Raw genomic sequence first — 20,733 nt, 5'->3', positions numbered from 1 at the left:
TTCTGCTTATCATTCGTATTCAAAATCAACTTCATCAATACACTTTTTATGAAACAATCCTATTTCTCAGACGAAAATTTCGAGAACAAAGATTTTACACAATATTCTTTTGAAAAGAGTGAGTATGAAAACTGCACCTTCAGAAACTGTAATTTTGAATACAGCAACCTTTCAGGAGTAAGCTTTTCAGATTGTGAGTTTATCGGGTGTAACCTCAGCATGGCAAAATTGGTAAAGACGGCGTTTCATGATGTGATTTTTAAAGAATGTAAAATGTTCGGACTTCAGTTTAATGACTGTAATCCATTCGGACTCTCTTTCAGATTTGATGGAAGTGCTTTAAATAACTCGGTATTTTATCAGACTTCCATTAAGAAAACGGTTTTCAAAGATTCTAAATTAATTGAAGTAGATTTTGCTGAATGCGATTTGTCTAATGCAGTCTTTAGCAACTGTGATCTGTCAGGCGCTGTTTTCGACAATACCAACCTCGAAAAGGCAGATTTCAGGACTTCGGTTAACTATTCAATAGATCCGGCTTTAAATAAGCTTAAAAAGGCTAAATTTTCACTTTCCGAAATCTACGGACTTTTGTATAAGCTGGATATTGAAATTGACAAGAACAGCTGATCTCCCACAGTGTAAAGATTACTTATAAAAATATAGATATTGAATCAATAGAAGCTGGGTTTTAACTAGTCATGGTCGGAAGAAATTTCCGACCATTTTTTATGTTTTAAGTTTTGAAGACTTTTGCAGGATCACCCCCCGCAAATATTATTAGAATTGCGGTAATCATATCCCGAAGTTCCATAGCGATGCGTCTTTTAGCTGTTTTATATCCTAAATTGTTTACTTTTTTGTAAATCAAGAGCAGCATAGAAGCAATCATTGTCATGTAGAGCATTACTTCAATTCCGTTTTTATTGAGCGAAACAAGATGGCTTAAATTCAACTCTTGTTTCATAAATCTGAAGAATACCTCAATATCCCACCTTTTACGGTAATAATCCGATATTTCTTTGGCAGAAAGTTCAAATTCGTTGGTTATGAACCAAAGTTCTTTAGCTGTTTTTTCATTTTTGATAACGATCAACCGAAAATATGTTTCTACTTTTTCTTCACGATGATGAATATTTCCCCGTTTGTTTTGGATGGGTTTTCCGGTGTAAAGCTTCACTTTGCTGTCTTTAATAACTCCCCAATCATCCCATTTTATTGGGGTTTCTGTTTTAATAAAAGATTCAATCTCTTCATATTTCCTGTTTTCTTTGGAACGGATAATAAATTTCAGAAGCTTTTCTTCAAAATCTTTCATCGTCCTTGTAGACTGGATCCCTCTGTCTATGATATAAATATTATCATGATGATCTTCTTTTTTCACCTGGTTCAGAACAGCCTGGGCAAGAGCATTATCTTCTGTTGAGTATTTTTGCCCCGTAAAAACATCTACCGCTGATGGCAAAATTCCGTCAAATGAAAAACTGAATTTCACTAATTTTTTTCCACTTTTCTGATCAATTCCTTCTTTAAGCTTGTTACATGTATCAGCTACAATGGTACTGTCAACTCTGATTAAGTTGTATTTTTCGATTTCTGTCTTGGAATAAAGTTCCGAAAATCTTTCGTACATCTGTTCGTAGATTTCTAGGAAATAATTGGAATCAATTTTTGAAAGCCTCTCAGAAATTGAACTCCTTCGAATCTTTTCCTCTTCCCCTAAACCAAATAAGGCTTTGAATCCACTGCTATTAAAAGTATCTTCGAGTGTTCTTTGACTTAATTTTTCATTATCAAATATGCAATACAAAAGCAGGTAGAATATTTTTCTTCCATGCAAAACTTTACTATAATAATCCACTTTTGTACTTGCGGAAAGGTGACTTAAAAGTGCTTCGGGAATAAATTCTAAAACATCTTTAAGTGATATTTTGTGATCTTTAAAAACTGACATAAACAATTGATTATCAGCAATAAAGATACAAAAAATGAAAAAATGAAACAATAAAACAAATTAAATAGTTGATAATCAATTAATTACAATAATAATATTGAATATCTAAAAACAAAAAGTCGGAAGAAAAAATCTTCCGACCATGACTAGGGTTTTAACCGCTTTTCTTTTTAATATTTATTCGACATGGCTTTAGCCGAAACTCATCTTAAATAACGCACATAAAAAAGCCATCAGAATTCTGATGGCTTCATTATTTAAATCAATTATTTATAAAATTAAAAATTTGCGGGTGTAGGAAGACTAGCGGCTGCTAAGTTATTGTAAGACTCTCCTTCTTCATTGATCACTCTTTTTGCGAATCTGAACTTAGGTCCCCAATAAGAATCGTTCAGTGAAGAAATCATTACTCCTTTTGATGTTGCTGCGTGGATAAATTTAATCTCTCCCTCTTCAGTAACACTTTCTACAATACCTACGTGAGAAATTCTTCTTCCATGAGAAAAGAAGATTAAGTCTCCTTTCTGTAGATCTCCTTTTTCAATTCTTTCACCTTCCTGAGCCTGAGATGCAGCTACTCTTGGTAAGCTAAGCCCTGCTGCTGCTCCGAATACAGAAAGAACAAAAGCTGAACAATCTATACCGTTTCTGGTTGTCCCTCCGTATCTGTAAGGAGTCCCAAGGTATGTTTCAGCTTCTTCAAGGATACCATCAATGGTTTTATTATGTTTGATTACTTTCGCAATCTCAGAATTCTTAACTGCTTTTTTTGCACTAGCGATAGATGCGGCCTTTTCAGCCAGGAAAGAGTCGATAAGTTTTTGCTTATCCTGTTCCATTTTTTTGTTATCTATAGAAGCTAGTTTGGCATCTGTTTTGTATTCTTTTGTGTAAGTTGCTGGTTTTGAAACCACATAATTTGTAGCACACGATTGCATTGATACTGTAGTAACTAAAGCAACTAAATAAAACAAAACTCTTTTCTTCATATATATTTGATTATCCGTGTTAAAAAGGAATATTTATTTTCAAAAGCATTACAAAAGTAGAGATTCCGAGCAAAAGACCCCTGATATGATAATTGTCAGGATCTTACTTTAACACATTTTAACATATTATTTACATATGTTAAAGAAAAATAAACCGCAACAGCCTATTTTTGGTAAGTGTGCGGTTTTTTTTATTAAGATTCTTTAACAAACTTATTTCGTTTTATCCTGAATCAGTACATTTTCTAAATTTTTAAGTCTAAAAAAGCCATTATAATTTTTGTTAATAAATACACGGTTGTAAGCCTATTTCGGGGCTTTAATTCTAATATTCTGCCCATCACGGATTTCCTCTGATGCATTCTTAACAATCATATCGCCAGAAGATACCGGACCTATAATTGTAGTAGTCTCGCCATTGGCAATCCCTGATGTTACCGGAATCCAATGAGCCGTATTTTTTTCTACTTTAATGACAAATACCCCCAGGGTAGAATTAAGCACAGCAGATGTAGGAACAGACAATGATTTACTGTTTTCGCTTAAAGGAAGAATAACATTGGCAACCATTCCCGGGAGAAGTTTTTTGTCTTTGTTGTATACATCCATTTCTACCCATTGAGAACGTAATTTATTATCTAAAGCTCCTGCAAATCTTGATACTTTTGCCGTGAAAGTTTCTCCTGGAATAGACTGGATAGAGAATTTAATATCTCCGTTTTTATTCAATAATCCGGTGTAAGATTCCGGAACATTTACAACCAGACGTAATCTGTCCTGCTGTACAAGACTGAACATCGGAAGGTCAGAACCTTTTCCTGATGGTCCTACATAAGCACCTGCGCTTACATTTCTCATGGCAATATTCCCGCTGAACGGAGCTCTGATTTGCAAATAGTTTTTAACATCCGCTACTTCACGATAGGATGCTTTGGCAGCCTCCAATTGAGCCAGATCAGATTTCTGGGCTGCTAAAGCCTGTTCCAGATCAAGTGCTGAAATGGTTCCAGGGGTTTTGCTTGTTTCCTTTAAACGGTCATACTTTGCTTTACTGGCAATATACAGAGCTTCTTTTGACTTTAAAGCTGATGAAGCTGCACTTTGCTGAGAATTGATCTCCGGAGCTTCTAAAGTGGCCAGTAATTGACCTGCTTTTACTTCGTTTCCTACATCCACGTACAATTTTTTAACAAAGCTGCTTACCTTGGCATAAACATCCACTTTCTGATAAGGCTGTAATTCTCCCGGAATAGCCGTGGAAGAAGAAAAGTCTTCCTGTTTGGGATTTACCGTTTCTATTTCCGGTGCTGAAGGCTCTGTGGATTTTTTTACTTCCTTTTTCTCTTCATGACCGCAACTTTGAAGACTAAAAATCAGTACTGCCGGAATTAAATACTTATATAATTTGTTCATCTTTTATTTTTAATAGCTTAAGGTTACTTATTTTACAATTTCAGGCATATAATGAATACTTTCTTCATCTTCAGGATCAAGGGAAACACTTTGAGTGGTCGCTTTTCCTTGTCCCCATGCAAAAGCTAAAGGAAGGATGAAAAGGGCGGCAAAAGTAGAGGCAACCAGGCCTCCGATTACAGCTCTTCCCAATGGTGAAACCTGATCTCCGGCTTCTCCTAAACCTAATGCCATCGGAACCATTCCAACAACCATTGCTAAGGCTGTCATTACGATGGGTCTTAACCTCAACGCGGCGGCTTCTCTGGCGGAAAGTAAGGCATTCCCATTATGTTTTCTTAGCTGTTCCGCATTGGTAATTAACAGTACGGCATTCGAAATGGAAACCCCAACAGACATAATGATTCCCATATAAGACTGAAGGTTGAGTGTAGATCCGCTGATCATTAATAATGCTAAAGATCCTACCAAAACAGCTGGTGCAGTCACCAATACAACTCCTGAAACTTTGAAAGACTGGAAGTTAGCAGCCAACATTAGAAATATCACAACAATAGCAATAATCAGACTGTATTGTAAGCTGCTTAATGTTTCATTTAAGGTTTGACTTAAACCAATTAGTTGAACATTCAGTCCTCTCGGAAGCTCTCCGATATTGTCAATTACTTTTTGAACATCTCTTGATGCGGTTCCCAAATCAGTATGATTAAGATTGGCTGTAACGGTTAAGGTTGGCATTGCACCAAGGTTATCTGTTTCTCCATAGGTGAAGCTGTTTTTAATGGTAGCCACATCACCCAGATTCGGTCGGTTGGAATTTTTTTGCAATGGAATTCCTGCAATTTCCTCTTTGCTGTTCATTTTATTTTCAGGAATCTGAACCTGAACGTTGTAGCTGTAACCTGCTTTTTCATCCGTCCAGATATTTTTTTCTGTAAATCTTGATGATGAAGTAGATGCTACCAATGAACGTGAAACGTCTGACATATCTATACCCAGCTGAGCGGCACGAACACGGTCTACATTGATGTCAAGTGCAGGATATTTTATAGACTGACCTATCTGAACATCTCTTAAATACGGAATTTTCTTAAGTTCAGCTTCTATTTTTTTAGCATAAGCCTCGTTTACACTTTTATCTCTTCCTGATAGTCTTACTTCAATCGGGGTAGGAGATCCCTGGCTAAGTATTTTTTCTGTTAATTCAATAGGCTCAAAAGATAATTTCATATCAGGATTAATGCTTTTTGCCTTTTCTCTGATCTTGTCTTTCAGATCATCCATATTGGTATGATAGTCTTCATTTAATGCCACTTGTAAAACGGTTTCATGGGATCCTGCCATCCAAAGATAAATTGGGCTTACGGAGAAAAGAGTAGGATGCGTTCCTACATATGCGGAAGTGATTGAAATATTGTCTTTTCCTACAATTTCTTTGATTCCATCCAGTAATTTTAAGGTCTGAAGCTCATTTTTTTCGATCCTTGTTCCGTCAGGAATTCTGGTTCTTACCTGAAACTGAGTTCCGTTTATCTGTGGTAAAACGTCACGGCCAATGCTATTCAGGAATAAGGCCACCATTGCCATCATCAATATAATATAGGCAGAAACAAGTATTTTTCTGTAAGGCATGATCCGGTCTAAAAACTTCAGATATCGGAAACGGATTTTTTCAAACATACTTACTTTTCCGTCACGGTTGCTGTCTTCGTTTTGAAGCAGAATTTCTTTCTGGCTCCATGTATCATTTTCGTCCGTTAGTCTGGCTCTTTGAAGTTCTTCGGAATCTGTCAGAATATGGCCGTCTTTTGCTTTGTGATGCTTCACCTTCATAATCCAGTTAGCCATTACAGGAACAAAGGTCTGTGCAAGGAAATAGGAGACAATCATGCTGAAACCAATAGCGAGTGCAAGCGGCAGGAATAAAGATCCAGGAATTCCTCCCATCGTAAATGCCGGGGCAAAAACAGCCAGAATACAGAATAGGATTAGCAGTTTCGGAAAGGCAATTTCCTTACAGGCATCCCAGACGGCAAGAGATTTCGGTTTTCCCATGTCCAGATGCTGGTGAATATTTTCTATGGTAACGGTACTTTCATCTACAAGAATTCCAATGGCGAGGGCAAGTCCGCTTAAGGTCATGATATTAATGGTCTGACCGAAAAGATTTAAAAATAAAACCGCCGAAATAATAGAAGTCGGAATGGTAAGAATTACAATCAAAGCCCCTCTGATGTCTCCGAGGAATAAAATAACCATCAATCCGGTGAGTATGGCTCCGATAGTTCCTTCACTCAATAAACTCTTAACGGAATTAATTACATAGGTTGACTGGTCAAATTCAAAACTGACTTTCACATCATCCGGAAGGTTAGATTGAATCTGTGGCAATTGTTTCTTTAAATTCTGTACAACATCCCACGTAGAAGCATCGGCACTTTTAGCAATACTCAGATATACAGAACGTCGTCCGTTTACCAAAGCGTAGCCTGAGGTCATATCTGCTCCATCGGTTACTGTGGCAACGTCCCTTAAATAAAGATTCTGAACACTGCCTTTGTACAAAGGGATATTTTCAAAATCTTTTACGTTTTTAATCATCGTATTGGTAGGAGTGATATAATATTTATCTCCGATTCTTACGTTTCCGGAAGGGGCGGTTTGGTTGTTCAGACGTAGTGCTTCAACAAGCTGATCAGGGGTCATGTTGTGCTGCCTGAGCAGGTCCGGATTGGCATTGATAACTACTGTACGGATATTTCCCCCAAACGGAGGTGAAGAAACAATTCCGGGAATGGAGGTAAATGTAGAACGTACATAAACGTTGGCGAGATCCAGCAGTTCATTGTTTGACCTCTTATCACTGCTTAAAACGAGTTGTCCGACAGGAAGGGTGGAAGCATCAAAACGAATGATAAAAGGAGGGTTGGATCCCGGAGGAAAGGCGGCCTGAATTCTGGTAGAAAATGAGTTTAATTCTGCAGCGGCCTGAGCCATATCAGTTCCGGGGTAGAAATTAATTTTCATTAACGTTAATCCCTGAATGTTTTTGGTTTCAATGCTTTTGATCCCGTTTACAAAAAGGAAGATATTGATGTATTGTTTAGCAAAAAATGCTTCCATCTGCTGTGGCGTATAGCCGCTGAAAGGGTGGGAAACATAGATCACCGGTAAATCCAGTTTTGGAAAGATATCGACTTTAATGGAGTTCATGGACCGGATTCCGAAGAAAAACAGCCCGGCGACAATCACTAAAATCGTAATGGGTTTTCTTAATGCAAATCTTATTAAGTTCATTGAGATACTATTGATTTATAATTGATATTCATCTTACAGTTCGTTTTCAAATACTGAGAAATCACCCATCGCGGCTGCTTTTAATAATAACGCGTTCCAGACATTGCTTACGGCAATATCTCTGTCGGTTTCGGCTCTTACGAGAGCATAAATGGCTTGGGATAAATCCACCAGATCTGTTAATCCGTTTTTGTATAAAACAGACCGTTGGATATAAGCATCATTGGCAGATTTGAGCTGAATTGGGACCTGATCATAAATCAAAACTGCATTTTTCCATTTATTATCAGATAAATTGAGCTGGGCTTTTAGTTGCTGTTCTGCAAGATCATATTCATGTTTTAAACCCTGGCTTACGTAATCCTGAACACTAATTTCTTTTGAGAGCCTATAGGTTTGTGTGAAATTCCAGGAAACACCAATCCCGAGAAGGTAGTTGCTTCTTGTAGGATGAATTCCGTCCCAATAGGAGGAAGAAAAATCATTTTGATTTTGGGCATAATTATTCCCGAATCCAGAACCTCTCGTCTGAATAATGCCTACCATTGAAAATGATGGATAATACTGTGTTTTAAGAAATTGTTTTTCCTGTTCGCTTACATCTATTCTGCTTTTATATAAAGCCAGTAAAGGGTGGCTTTCTAAAGAAGAATTTGTTTCTGTAGGGAAATCTGCCGGAATTCTTTTCAGTAAAGTACTGTCCAGAACAAATTCCTGAGCGGGAATTCCCAATAGCTGGGCCAATTTGTTTTCCTGTTCCTGTTCATTGTCCTTTGCTTTGGTGTAAGTAATCATTGCATTGGCATAATCTGCTTTTGCAAGAGATAACTCAACTCCGGGAACGATGCCGTTTTTTTCTTTCACCTCAACAATTCTTCTGATGGTATCGGTTCTTCCCAGATTTCGGGCGTAGGAAAGTTTTAGTTTTTGAGCCGCTAAAACATTCAGGTAGGCTGCAGTCACTTTTACTTTGTGCTGGAAGATTTCATCTGATAAATCTTTGGTGTCTCTCTGATTTTTGGATTCCGCAACCTTCACTCTTTGCTTAGCCTTTCCGAAAGAGAAAAATTCCCAGTTGACATTGGCCAGATACAAAGCTCCGAAAGAAGCATTCCAGTTTTGATCAGGGAGAGGAAGTCCGGATGAAGCGACTCCGTATCCTCCGAAACCATACAAAGGACCATTTTGTCCGTTGACGGTTCCATAATCCTGTTGGATACTGATGTTAAGATTAGGCAGGTATTGCCGTTTAGCCAATTCTATTGATTCCTTCGATGATTGCCGATAAGATTCCTTGGCTTTGATGGATCCGTAATTCTGAACAGCTGTTTCCAGCGCAGACTGAAGGGTGAGAACCTGCTGTGCTTTTGTTGTGTTCGTAAAAAAGACGGATAATAATGCGAGAATAAAAACTCTTGAAAGCATCTAACGTATTTTTCTTTTTTCAAAGTAAAAAATACATTTTGAAGCAAATTTGAAGTTAGAAAAAATAACTAAAACGAAGATTATTTAGCAAAATTGACCATCTGCTCTACGGTTTCAAAAGCCATAGTGCTTTCAGTTAATCTCCTTTCGGAAATTGAAGATTCATGTGTTTTGATATTGTCAAAATAGATAGTAATGCTGTGCCAGCCGTCTGTAAAATCATAATGAACTGAAAAGTCATTGACTTCACAAATTTGTTTTACAATAGAAAGCCCAAGCCCGATACTTTCCTGAGACTGGTTGCTTTTTTTGAATCGTTTGAACAGTTCCTGGGTCGGAACATGAGGCGGAAGTCCGGTGTTGTTGATCTGGAAATAATTCTGGGTTAAATTGATTTCAATTTTTCCACCTTCAAGATTATGACGGATGGCATTTGAAAGGAGGTTGCTTAACAGAATTTCTGCTAATGTAGGATGGATTTTAACAAAAACACTTTTTTCACAATTCCTGTTTAACGTAATGTTTTTCAGCGCAAGATGATCAGCATACATGCATAATGCTTCCTTTTCAACAGTACAGAATTTCAGCTCCTTGTTCGTTAAAAATTCATTGTTGTTCAGTTTGGTCAAAAGAATAAGTGAGCGGTTTATTCTGCTTAATTTATCAATAGAATTTTGAATATCCGTTAACAGAATAGCTTGGTTTTCATTGATCTCTGTTTCTGCAAGCAGTTCTATTTTGCTTTGAATAATGGCTAAGGGAGTCTGCACTTCATGAGAAGCATTTTCTGAAAATTCCTTCACAGAAGCATAGTCTTCCAAAGCTTTGTCTGTCATTGTTTTCAGAAATTCATTGAGCTTTTTAAACTCTTTGGTACTTGTCTCTGAAAGCTGCAGCCTTTCCTTTTTCTGAATGCTGAATTGCTGAAGTTCATTAATGGCATGATGGAAAGGTTTTAATATGAATTTAGATAAAATTCTTGCCGTGATAAAAACGATGAGTGTAATTAATAACAGTTTCCAGAAAAGAGCCACAAGCATTCCGCTCATAATTTGTTGAGTAGCCGAAATATAGCCATAAGAAGAAATTTTATAAATTTTGTCATCAACTTTTGTGTAGGAATTAACCTGAATTTTACATTCATTATTGGAAACCCCTTTGTTTTCCATACAGGTATGGATAACTTCCGGTTCGGATGGAATATTTTTTTTACTTTGTAAATTTATGGAAATCGGAAGTCCCTGAGATGTTTTTGCAGGATCTTCTCCCTTTTTTATTTGATTAATCACGTAGATGTTAACGTGTTTCAGTCTTTCTATTTCAACATTGTCCAGACGTTTTTTTATACTGGTGTACGAAATGTACATGCTTATGGGGGTAACGAGTAATATAATGGCAATAAACCAGACAGATATTTTATTCAATAAATTCATGCACCACTATGTTTTAGAGCATTAAACTTGTAACCCAATCCGTAGATGGTTTCAATATAATCGTTGCCGCGGGCAGCCCCGATCTTTTTTCTAAGGTTTTTAACGTGCTGATAAACAAAGTCAAAATTAGCCAAATTATCCGTATAATCGCCCCAAAGATGATTAGCAATAGACTGCTTTGATAAGACGCGGTTTTTGTTCACGAGAAAATACAGCAGCAATTCAAATTCTTTTTGGGTGACTTCCAGTCTTTTTGTATGAACAGCGACTTCATAAGTGTCTGTATTTAATGCTATTTCATTGAATTTCACTTCGCTGTAACCGTCCATTTTTTTCCTGCGGTATACGGCTCTTAATCTGGCATGTAATTCCGGTAAATGGAAGGGTTTGGTAATATAATCGTCAGCGCCTTTTTCCAGCCCGTTAATTTTATCATCCAATGCGTTTTTAGCAGAAATAATAAGTATTCCGCTGTTGATTTTTTCGGTTTTAATATAATTTAAAATGTTTAATCCGTTTCCGTCAGGCAGCATAATATCCAACAGAATGCAGTCATACGAATTGAAGCTGAGTCTTTCCAGAGCTTCATTGTAATGGCAGGCACATTCGCAGATATAGCTTTCACCTTCAAGGTAATATTTCATACTTTGGGCAAGCTCATGGTTGTCTTCTATGATCAGGATTTTCATAATGAGAGCAAAAGTAGAATTAAATTCTGTATCAAATTTGAAGTTATAGAAGTCTTTGTCTATTAGTATTTTAGGTTAAATAAAAAATTCCCCGGAAAACGGGGAATTTAAACTAATATGGAACTTTACAGGACGTTATTTTGTAAACAACATTTCTCTGTATTTTGTCATCGGCCAAAGCTCATCGTCTACCATCATTTCCAATGCATCAGAAGCTTCTCTGATAGGATCGAATAATGGTTTTACTTTATTACAATAGCTTTCTGCCTGTTTTTGGCTGTCTGAAATACCTTTTGCTGCTTCTCTTGCTTTAAGAAGATCTTCAACACCAAGTTTAATTTTAGAAACATTTTCAGAAATGCTTGTAATTAAACTCATTTGTTCTTTTGCTAAAGATTTGAATTCTTTATCGCCAAAGATTTCTTTAAGACCTTTTACATTTTCAATTAATCTGTTCTGATAATTTAACGCAGAAGGAATAATGTGGTTTCTTGCGATATCGCCTAATACTCTAGATTCAATATCGATAACAGTAGAATATTTCTCTAACTTGATTTCGTTTCTTGCTTCAACTTCTCTGTGGTTGAAAATTCCCATTTCCTCATAAAGATCCAAGAATTTTTTATCCATTTCCTGCTTTAAAGCTTCAGGAGTTGTTTTAAGGTTGTTCAATCCTCTTTTCTTAGCTTCTTTAGCCCAGTCATCAGAATATCCGTCTCCTTCAAACATAATGCTTTTACACTGCTTGATGTATTCTCTCAATACATTGAAGATCGCCTCGTCTTTCTTAAGACCAGTTTCAATTAAAGCATCAACTTCTTTCTTGAAGTCATTAAGCTGTTTTGCAGCAATAGTGTTCATTACGGTCATAGACTCTGCGCAGTTTGCAGAAGAACCTACCGCTCTGATCTCAAATTTATTTCCTGTAAATGCAAATGGAGAAGTTCTGTTTCTGTCAGTATTATCTAACAAAATTTCAGGAATCTTTCCAACTACATTTAATTTTAATTCTGTTTTCTCTTCCGGAGATAATTTTCCGTTCGTTACTTTTTCAAGTTCTTCCAATACGCTGAACAACTGAGTTCCAATGAATACGGAAATAATTGCCGGTGGAGCTTCGTTGGCACCAAGTCTGTGGTCGTTGCTTGCAGAAGCGATACTTGCTCTTAAAAGATCAGCATATTCGTGAACCGCTTTGATGGTGTTCACAAAGAATGTTAAGAACTGTAAGTTTTTCTTAGGATTTTTTCCCGGGCTTAAAAGGTTTTCACCAGTATCTGTTGCTAAAGACCAGTTGTTGTGTTTTCCGCTTCCATTTACTCCTGCGAATGGTTTTTCGTGGAAAAGAATGTGGAAGTGGTGTTTGTGAGCTACTCTTGCCATAATGTCCATCAACAAAGAGTTGTGGTCTACAGCAACGTTTACTTCTTCAAACATTGGTGCAAGCTCGAACTGGTTAGGAGCAACCTCATTATGTCTTGTTGTTGCAGGAATTCCTAATTTCATACATTCTATTTCCAATTCCTTCATGAAGTTCATTACTCTTGTAGGAATAGAACCGAAATAGTGGTCATCCAATTGCTGCCCTTTTGCAGGAGAATGTCCTAATAATGTCTTCCCTGTTAGCACAAGATCCGGACGAGATTGGTATAATGCTGAATCTACAAGGAAATATTCCTGCTCCCAACCCAAAGTAGGAGTTACCTTCGTTACATTTTTGTCAAAATACTGCATTACATTGGTTGCAGCTTCATCTACAGCGCTCAAAGCTCTTAAAAGAGGTGTTTTATAATCCAGCGTTTCTCCTGTATAAGAGATGAAGATAGAAGGAATACATAATGTAGTTCCCATAATGAATGCCGGAGATGTAGGATCCCAAGCTGTATAACCTCTTGCTTCAAAAGTATTTCTGATACCACCGTTAGGGAAAGACGATGCGTCAGGCTCCTGCTGGATAAGCATGTTTCCGCTAAATCTTTCGATAGCTCTGCCTCCTTCAATTGGAGTGAAGAAAGAATCGTGCTTTTCTGCAGTAGTACCTGTTAAAGGCTGGAACCAGTGTGTATAGTGCGTTACACCTTTGCTCATCGCCCAGTCTTTCATTGCTACAGCTACCTGATCTGCAATATGTCTCTGGATTTTAGTTCCTTTTTTAATGGCATCCATGATAGAACCGAATGCTTCTTTTGTTAAATATTCTCTCATGGTTTCTTCTGAGAAAACATTTTTGCAGAATAGCTCTGATAATTTCGCAGGGATTTCAACAGAGTTGTCTTTTCTGAAATCCTTAAATGGAAGGGTTTCTAATGCTTTGAATCTTAAGGTTGACATAATTGGGTTGATTTTTACTGGGCAAATTTACAAAAAAAATGAATCCAAAACATTTTAACCCTAATTTTTTTAGGGGTGTTGTGAAAATTTATATAATTTAAACAATTGTTTGGGGTTTTTTAACAGGGTGTTTTGGGATTTGTAATCTAAAATATGAGATTTTGAGCCTGTTTTGTAAGGTGTAAATGTAAATATACTATATGGAGTACAATTTACAATAATTCTACGAGATTAAGCTACTTATTAAAAGACAGTTAAAATAAAATGGGTAAAGATTTTGTATATTTGTGTGAAATTTATTTTATGACAAATTCTAGAGCAAGAGAAACTACAGAGGCTATTGAAAGACTATACATCTCTATGAGACATTTATTTTATAGAGGATTTTTCAAGCCGGGTGGAGTTTCAGGAGAGAGTATCAGAAGTTTGTTGAAGACGATCAATCCGGAAATTTATGGAACCATGAATATTCCAAGCAAATTGGAACTTGACGGGTTGATGTATGTTTTAGACAGGCTTCCGGAAGGGATTGAGGAATGTGCTTTTATTCATCTTACATCTGATGAAGGGTTTGATAAAGGAAGTTTCGAACCTATTGTTCCAAAGAAAAGAAGAAGAAACTGTTATAGAATAGACGAACACCAGATGAATATTGAGGTTCTTTTGGGCCGTTCCGAAATTTATGACATTCTTACCCACCTTACCTTCCTGTTTATAGAAGCTGATAAAATCCGTAACCTGGCATTCATTCAGGACGAAAACTGGAAACCAACACGTGCCTTCAAAATTATTGAAGAAGTAGTGAAAGGTGAAAAGAAATTCAGCAGAAAAGAAAAAGAGGTAGCGCTTATTCATCTTTCTTCTTTAATAGGAAGATCTTTTGATGAAACGTTGAGAGCTTACAATACTTTCGGTGATGATCATAATCCTGACCGTTTATTCAAAATCATTTACAATTTAGGAAAAGTAAGTCTTGATGATGCTAAAGGAAGCAGAGAGAGAGAAATTCATTTCAGTTCTATATTAAAAGAAAGAGTAGGCCACCATTATTTTGGTGAAAAATGGGCCAACAAAGTGAAAGAGGTTTTATTTGAAAACAATCTTCACATGCGTCCGTTACATATTATTTCTGCCAATATGCACTCAGTGAAAAATATGCTGTATGCTAATAATGCCCTTAAAAAGAAACAGCATCATGAAGTGGATTATAAACTGTACGAAGAGATCTCTAATAAAAAAGAGCTTCGTGATAAAGTTTCAAAATACGCTTTGGATGAAGGGATGGTCCATATTGCTGACAAAAGCGGAAGTAATATAGATGTACAAATCATAGACCTCAGCAAAACAGATTTAAAAAATACACCGTTTGCAGACTGTAAGTTCGGAGGGGATGATGTTGTCATGGTTTTTGACTATGCATTCGGAGAGCAGGCTTTTGAAGTGATGGATGAGTTGCTTAGACCTTTTGAACATAAAGGAGAAGTATACATGATGCATGTGAAATCTGTTTCTATTATGGGGAAAGCAGGTATTCTTACAGGAGCGAAAGGGGATATTATGATCCCTACTTCTCATATCTTTGAAGGAACAGCAGACAACTATCCTTTTGAAAATGCTTTAAAACTGGAAGATTTCAAAGATGATGAATTGAAAGCTTTTGAAGGACCAATGATCACGGTTTTAGGAACCTCTCTTCAGAATAAAGATATTCTATCATACTTTATGAATACTTCATGGAAGGCCATTGGTCTTGAAATGGAAGGAGCACATTATCAGAAGGCCATTCAGGTAGCTTCTAAGATCAGACACCACATTTCACCGGATCTGTTTGTGATGTATGCTTATTATGCATCAGATAATCCGCTGGAAACAGGAAGCACACTATCTTCAGGAGGACTTGGCCTTACAGGAGTAAAACCAACGTATCTGATTACTTTAAGAATCCTTGAAAAGATTTTAAGAAGCGGTAAAAAAGAAACTTCTGCTAAAAAATAATTGTAATTCAAACATTATAATATGAGCCTCAAATGTAAAATACATTTGAGGTTTTTTAATATGAATGACAGGATTTGTTGCTGGCTATTGAAATACCGTTCTCCCTTCATCAATGGTGTCAAAATAATTACTCAGAGATAAAATACGGTCTTTATTTACAGGATTAATATATCTTAGAAACATTTGTTCAGTACTGTGTCCGGTAGCTTCCATCAGCAGTGGTGTCGGGATTTTTCCATAAAAGTTTGTCGCGAAGCTCCGCCTTCCTATGTGGCTCGATAGGGCTTCCCATTTTTCGGTTTGTACTTCCCTGCTTCTGTACCCGATTCTTTTCCGGGATTTTAAAGATTCGTTGAGGTGGGCTAGTTTTGCAATTTCTTTGATGGATCTGTTATAATGCTGAATATCCATTATTTTAGGAAAACGATTCTTGTTTCGCTTAATAATATGCAATACTTTAGGATGTAAGGGAAGAAAGATTTCTTTTTTGGTTTTCTGCTGAGCAAAAGAAAGACAGGTTTTTCCTTCAATAATATGTATCTGTTGTGTGCTGAAGCGTATAAAATCTGAAAATCGCTGACCGGTATAACAACTGATGAGCAGCCAGTCTTTGGCGGCTTGCAGCTCTTCCGGAACATTCGTTTTCTGTATTTTGATGATTTCTTTTTCTGTGAGAGTTACCACCTCTTTTTTTTGTTTTTCCCTGCGAAGTTCCAGCTCTCTTACACAAGTTCTGATTCCTTTTCTTTCTACAAAATTTAAAATGGTTTTGATAAAGTGAATGGTACGGTAGATGGTATTTTCACTGTATTCTTCCTGTTTTCCAAAAATCATAAAATCCCTTATAAAATCAGAATCCATATCCTCTATATGAACTGATTGGCATATAAAACCTTCAAAACGTTCCATGAGACGAAAGAAAACTTTATACCTTTTATAAGTTGAATGGCATATCAGATCCTTTTTGCTGTCTATATACCACTGCATATAATATAGAAGTGTATTTTCCTGCAATGGTTCTTTCAATCCGTTACATATCTTTTTTATTTTGCATGATATTTCACGTCTGAGAACTTTTTTGTGACCTGTTTCTTTATGGTTAATATATCTTGTTGTTTTCTTTTTATGCGATCCAGTTTTGCATTAAGAAGTTTATATTTTTTTAAATAAATGTTACAGGGGCGCTGCTTTTCTTTATCCCAATTTTCTTCGGAAATAACAAGATCTGTGCGAAAATTGTAAATTTTGTTTTGTTGATTGTCAGTAATTCTCAGATGAATGTTTTTCTGTAAACCACTATTTTTAGATAAGAAAAATTGGAATGTCATTCTGCCCGGTTTAACGATTATTACAGGCTAAATTAAGACAAAAAAAGTAGTCCTCTTTAGACTACTTTTTCTATGCAAATATAAACTTTTTTTTGAGAAACCAAATAATTTAAAATCCTGTTTTATAGTTTGTTGTAAGGATGTGGTTTCATTGGTTTGCTATTTGTGTGTGAAAAAAATATATAAATTAATGCATATTGATGTAAAATTTTCATTTTTAAAATTATTGATTTGTAAATCAATGGATTAAATAATAGTCTAAAGAGGACTACTATTAAATCCTATGATGAAAAACATCCTGATGAAAGAGAGTTTGTTTCCAATAGCATACCGTAAATGCGGTATGTCTATTGGGCTTTTTCTGCAGTTCATCTCAGTGTTTTTATTCTCTCAAACTTTTAATAGCAATAATCCGGCGATAAGTGTTCAGGAAAATGTTATTCTCTATATCACAGATGATTTTTCCGGTGAAACTAAAGATTTAAATGATCCGAAAACGCAACCCAGCACCGGAAAAACAGAAGTTTATATTGCAAAAGGTGCAAATATATATGGGACAGAACATTTTGGGAATTCAATATTTAACAAAGAAAAAACAATTGCCTGCAGATCAGAAAAGAGAAAAGCAGATGTAAGGCCTAAAGATCAAAATGCACAACTTTGCAAGGCTGAGAAAAAAATCATGTTACTTCTTTTATAAAACCCTCAGAAAGCAGTCATACATTCTTTGCACTGTTTGAAGGCTATCCGGGATTTGCAGTATTAAACAATAGTCCTTCTGTCCAAAAATTTCAGTTTATCTATGAAGAGTTATATCTGCCTGTAAACTCTTTTGTCAAAGAAGCGATCATCATATTTTCAACCCACTCATCTTCTCCGGTAAGAGAAGAAATGATGACTCAGTATTCCCGGCCACCTCCTTTTTATGATGTTTTAACTGCCTAAGCTTTACAATTCTTATCCTATCTCAAAACCTTGGAAAAGAATATAAAGTCTTCTAACATAACAATATTCAAGTTTAAAAAAACGCAAAAAATATAATTAGTTTAAAATCTATAGTATGAAAAACAAGTATTTGTTAATCTTATTTGTAATGCTATTTCAAGTAGCAAACAGTCAGGTCGGAATCGGAACTACAGCACCAAGAGGTGCATTAGATATTAATAAACCTACCACTTACAATATGGGTTTGGTATTACCTACCAATACCTCAACCGGAAATATTATAAATCCGCAGGGAGGGAATGTGGCAGAAGGAACCATTATTTATGACAGCAGTATGAAATGTGTAAAAGTATTTAATGGTACAGCATGGTCAAACTGTTTATGCGACGCTTGTTCCACAACGCCTACCATAGCAGCAGACTGTACTCAAAGCGGATTTCAGGGAATATATACTGCAGGAGCAGCATTGTCTGGAGCTACATTTTCTGTGACGCTTACCAATAATTCCTTCTCTACAGCTACAATTGGCTTTCAGGCCAGTGACCTTACTTTAAGTGGTGTAAGCGGAGTGACTGTAGCTTCTGTAACACCTACATCTGCTACTCTTAACGCAGGACAATCTCAGGTAATTACTTACAACTTAAGCGGAACACCTTCTGTATCCGGAACTTTAACGGGATCATGGGCTAAACTTAACTTAAGTTGTTCAAACTCTGTACCTGTTAGAAAAACTGTTCGTTTTGCATCCTGGTCAGGCTATTCAATAGGAAGCAGTGCACAAGCTGTATATAATTCACAGCTAAATACGGCTGCTAATTATGGAGTTTCGGGAACTTATTCAGGTAATTTCAACGGATTTACCTTTACGGATATCACATCCACTTTATCCGGACTTACTGTAGCAAACTTGTTAAGTTCTTACGATGTTATAAGTACAGGATTCGCCAATATGACGGCTGCTGATGCTGCTAAAATCAAAGGATTTGTAGACGGTGGAGGAGTAGCCATCATTCTTTTTGATTCTGGTACTGGAACTAGTTTGTTGAATGCATTCGGAGGTACAGGTGCTGTAAGCTCTGGTGTAGCAACTGCAACAACCAATACCAATGCAATTAACAATGGAATATTTGGTAATACAACCAATACTCTGATAACAGGTCAGGGATCGTATGGTAGTGTTACAACTTCCCAGTTGCCTCCAGGATATACGTTGTTGGCAAGTAACGGAACTACACCTCAGATATTTGTTGCCGGAAACCAAGGAAAAGCTATCTTCTTCTGGGATGAAGGAGCTTTCAGAGATACTTCGGTGGCAGGTACTGTAATTGATACTCAGCAAGAGAAATTCTTACATAATATCATGGCTTATGCTTTAGGAAAAGCTGGATTTTAATATATAAAACCAAGTTCTGAATAATGATGCAGTACTTCTTTCTTTTAATATCATGAAAAAATATTGAAAGTCGAAGGCTGCATCTTTTTAAATCTAAAAAGCTTTACAATGACAAATTTTAAGGAAATACATATAGGAAATATGATTGAAAAAAGAGTTACAGAATGTGGGATGGACATATCCCGTATCTGTAGCTTTATGAAATGTTCAAAGGAAGAAATAATCAAAATGTATGAAGCCGAAAGTTTAGATGCTGAGGCTCTACTCCGTTGGAGCAAGCTTTTGGAATACGATTTTTTTAGAATTTATACACAGCATCTGATATTATATGCCCCACCTTCTCCTGAAAAGAGCAACTGTAAAAAGACAGCCCTTCCTCAATTCAGAAAGAATATTTATACCAGAGAAATTATAGATTTTATCCTTGAACTCATTGAAAGTGGAAAGAAAACAAAACTTCAGGTAATAGACGATTACAGAATACCTAAAACCACACTTTACAAATGGATAGAAAAATACAGAAAAACAACGCATATGCAAACTTAAATCCTGACAACAATGAAAGAATCTAATATAAATTACCGGCAAATTTTTATGGATATTCTTGATCTTAAATATCCTGAGAAAAAAACAGCGTGTCTTCCTTTACTGCAAAAAGAAAATCTATCAGCAATAGATATTATAACGCTTAATCATAAAATATTTGGAACAGCAGACAAAGAAACACAAGATCTTAACCAGAAACATCGTTCCTACAGTAAATCTTCTATTCTGAAGATATTAGACTATCAGAAAAAGAATGATCTTAATAACCTTCAGTTGGCAGAGTATTTTAAACTCAGCAGAAATACCATTACAAAATGGAGGAAAATCTTCTGCGAAGTGAGCTGATAATTGCCCTGCTGCACAACTGTGAGAACTTTAAAGTTATTTTCTAATTACTTATCTTAGAAAAGCAAAAATAGAAACCCATGAGTTCAGTGTCAGAATTATCAAAAAGATTCAGAGAAGTTATGCTGGATGGTCTCTGGATCGCCAATACCAATTTTAAAGATCAGCTTTCAGATGTGAGCTGGGAACAGGCGGTGGCAAAAGTAGATTCCTTGAACACCATTGCTATGCTCACCTTTCACATTCATTATTATATTGCAGGAATTATTAATGTTTTTGAAGGCGGCGATCTCGAGATCAAAGACCAATTCAGTTTTGATCTTCCACCCATAGAATCTCAGCAACAATGGGAAGAGTTGTTGAATAAACTCTGGACAGATTCTGAAAAATTTGCATCATTACTGGAACAAATACCGGATTCTACACTTGATGAGGTTTTTGTTGATGAAAAATATGGAACCTACCGAAGAAATATCGACGGAATGATTGAGCACGGCTACTATCATCTGGGACAGATTACTTTAATGAAAAAGCTTTTTGAAAAGCAGATAAACATAAGTACACCTTGACAACGTGTACTGGAAATAAAGCAAAAAAAGAATTTAACAAACCCGTTTAAAATCCATCTAAAACGGTAATAAACAGAATAA

17 protein-coding genes are annotated in these 20,733 nt (G+C 36.2%); 7 read left to right on the top strand and 10 right to left on the bottom strand.

The genetic code is table 11. The features are described from left to right. Positions 1-48: 48 nt before the first annotated feature. Positions 49-630, top strand: coding sequence for a pentapeptide repeat-containing protein (locus CLU97_RS02415; protein WP_121486533.1), 582 nt, complete (start codon positions 49-51; stop codon positions 628-630). A 106-nt stretch (positions 631-736) separates the two neighbouring features. On the opposite strand, the gene CLU97_RS02410 is transcribed toward CLU97_RS02415, so the two are convergent. The 8 genes from CLU97_RS02410 to CLU97_RS02375 all read right to left on the bottom strand — a co-directional run bounded on the left by CLU97_RS02410 (position 737) and on the right by CLU97_RS02375 (position 13,531). Further along, positions 737-1,954, bottom strand: a complete 1,218-nt coding sequence (locus CLU97_RS02410; protein ID WP_121486166.1) for an IS4 family transposase — start codon at positions 1,952-1,954, stop codon at positions 737-739. Between the two features lie 278 nt (positions 1,955-2,232). Continuing rightward, positions 2,233-2,943: a C40 family peptidase gene (locus CLU97_RS02405; RefSeq protein WP_121486532.1), complete on the bottom strand. Its 711-nt coding sequence runs from the start codon at positions 2,941-2,943 to the stop codon at positions 2,233-2,235. 306 nt (positions 2,944-3,249) lie between these two features. After that, the gene (locus tag CLU97_RS02400; protein WP_121486531.1) at positions 3,250-4,356 is read right to left on the bottom strand and encodes an efflux RND transporter periplasmic adaptor subunit; all 1,107 of its coding nucleotides are present in this window, start codon (positions 4,354-4,356) and stop codon (positions 3,250-3,252) included. A 27-nt stretch (positions 4,357-4,383) separates the two neighbouring features. Beyond that, positions 4,384-7,653, bottom strand: coding sequence for an efflux RND transporter permease subunit (locus tag CLU97_RS02395; RefSeq protein WP_121486530.1), 3,270 nt, complete (start codon positions 7,651-7,653; stop codon positions 4,384-4,386). Positions 7,654-7,686: 33 nt separating this feature from the next. After that, positions 7,687-9,078, bottom strand: a complete 1,392-nt coding sequence (locus tag CLU97_RS02390) for a TolC family protein (protein WP_121486529.1) — start codon at positions 9,076-9,078, stop codon at positions 7,687-7,689. Between the two features lie 80 nt (positions 9,079-9,158). After that, entirely contained in the window at positions 9,159-10,511 is a 1,353-nt protein-coding gene (locus CLU97_RS02385; RefSeq protein ID WP_121486528.1) for a sensor histidine kinase, read from the bottom strand. Further along, the gene (locus CLU97_RS02380) at positions 10,508-11,200 is read right to left on the bottom strand and encodes a response regulator transcription factor (RefSeq protein WP_121486527.1); all 693 of its coding nucleotides are present in this window, start codon (positions 11,198-11,200) and stop codon (positions 10,508-10,510) included. Before CLU97_RS02380 ends, CLU97_RS02385 begins: the two co-directional genes overlap by 4 nt. A gap of 135 nt (positions 11,201-11,335) precedes the next feature. After that, positions 11,336-13,531, bottom strand: coding sequence for a glutamine synthetase III (locus CLU97_RS02375; protein ID WP_121486526.1), 2,196 nt, complete (start codon positions 13,529-13,531; stop codon positions 11,336-11,338). Between the two features lie 303 nt (positions 13,532-13,834). Here CLU97_RS02375 and CLU97_RS02370 point away from each other — a divergent pair, with 303 nt between their 5' ends. Continuing rightward, entirely contained in the window at positions 13,835-15,526 is a 1,692-nt protein-coding gene (locus tag CLU97_RS02370; protein ID WP_121486525.1) for a DUF6909 family protein, read from the top strand. Positions 15,527-15,610: 84 nt separating this feature from the next. Here the strand turns inward: CLU97_RS02370 and CLU97_RS02365 are convergent, their stop codons facing one another. After that, positions 15,611-16,552 carry a phage integrase SAM-like domain-containing protein gene (locus CLU97_RS02365; RefSeq protein ID WP_228437476.1) on the bottom strand — a complete coding sequence of 314 codons (942 nt, stop codon included), beginning with the start codon at positions 16,550-16,552 and terminating at the stop codon, positions 15,611-15,613. Between the two features lie 17 nt (positions 16,553-16,569). Continuing rightward, positions 16,570-16,854, bottom strand: a complete 285-nt coding sequence (locus CLU97_RS23925; protein WP_228437474.1) for a hypothetical protein — start codon at positions 16,852-16,854, stop codon at positions 16,570-16,572. Between the two features lie 283 nt (positions 16,855-17,137). Here CLU97_RS23925 and CLU97_RS02360 point away from each other — a divergent pair, with 283 nt between their 5' ends. From CLU97_RS02360 to CLU97_RS02340, 5 genes are all read left to right on the top strand, one after another. Then, a complete protein-coding gene (locus tag CLU97_RS02360; RefSeq protein ID WP_147436419.1) occupies positions 17,138-17,554 on the top strand; it encodes a hypothetical protein in 417 nt (138 codons plus the stop codon). A gap of 360 nt (positions 17,555-17,914) precedes the next feature. Continuing rightward, entirely contained in the window at positions 17,915-19,192 is a 1,278-nt protein-coding gene (locus CLU97_RS02355) for a hypothetical protein (protein ID WP_147436417.1), read from the top strand. A 108-nt stretch (positions 19,193-19,300) separates the two neighbouring features. After that, positions 19,301-19,738 carry a transposase gene (locus CLU97_RS02350; RefSeq protein WP_121486522.1) on the top strand — a complete coding sequence of 146 codons (438 nt, stop codon included), beginning with the start codon at positions 19,301-19,303 and terminating at the stop codon, positions 19,736-19,738. 12 nt (positions 19,739-19,750) lie between these two features. Continuing rightward, complete coding sequence (locus tag CLU97_RS02345; RefSeq protein ID WP_121486521.1) at positions 19,751-20,083, top strand: helix-turn-helix domain-containing protein; 333 nt, start codon at positions 19,751-19,753, stop codon at positions 20,081-20,083. Positions 20,084-20,163: 80 nt separating this feature from the next. Then, the gene (locus CLU97_RS02340) at positions 20,164-20,652 is read left to right on the top strand and encodes a DinB family protein (RefSeq protein ID WP_121486520.1); all 489 of its coding nucleotides are present in this window, start codon (positions 20,164-20,166) and stop codon (positions 20,650-20,652) included. The last annotated feature ends 81 nt before the right edge of the window (positions 20,653-20,733 follow it).

Origin of the sequence: Chryseobacterium sp. 7 (assembly GCF_003663845.1) — a bacterium.
GTDB lineage: Bacteria > Bacteroidota > Bacteroidia > Flavobacteriales > Weeksellaceae > Chryseobacterium.
This window is presented reverse-complemented; position numbering and strand designations above follow the sequence as displayed.